This window comes from Streptomyces sparsus (genome assembly GCF_054776295.1).
Window position 1 is genome coordinate 1 of record NZ_BAAHCA010001577.1, and the last position, 678, is coordinate 678.

Here is a 678-nt window from a genome sequence, read left to right on the forward strand (position 1 = left end):
TGGGGCGGGCGGCGAGCCACGCGCGGTACTCGTCACGGGCCGGCCCCGGGGAGAGCCGGGCGCACCCGCGCAGCATGTCGGCGGCGGGCTGCTCGATGTTGCCGACCGGACTGAGGGCGGCCACGCAGATCTGCTCCAGCCGGACCCACACCGCCCAGTTGCCGAGCGGGGTGAGCACCGCCTGGCCGGCACCGCCCGGGTCCTGGCAGCGGGTGAGCGCGCCGACGGCGGCCAGCCCGTCGAGCGCCCAGTCGAGCAGTTCGGCGAGCTCCCCCTCGCGGGGCAGTTCCGGGGCCGGGCCGCCGTCCGCGGACCGTTCGGCCCGCAGTTCGGCGATGCGCTGGGTGAGCAGTTCCAGCAGGGCCGGCTCGGTGACCGGCCCGGAGGAGAGATGCATCACAGACAGCAGTTGCGGTGCGGCCACCACGACTTCTCCGGCGAGGGCCGGGTCGGCTGCTTCCGGGCCCGGGTTGGCGAGCGACCAGCCGTCGAAGAGCGCGACCCAGCCGCGCAACACCGCCGAGTCGTCCCTGTCCCAGGCACGCAGCCGCCAGCCCGGGCGGACGGCGCCGTGGTGCAGCTCCACCAGGCCGGCCAGCAGTGCCCGGTCCCAGTGCACGCGGATCCGGGAGAGGGGCAGGCGCAGTTCGGCGGCCGCGCGTTCGGTGTCGGCGGTGG

Annotated in this window: 1 pseudogene; it reads right to left on the reverse strand. The window is 76.3% G+C overall.

What is annotated here, in order from left to right:
* Positions 1-678, reverse strand: a pseudogene (locus tag ACYVE9_RS29695) (hypothetical protein); the annotation flags it as partial.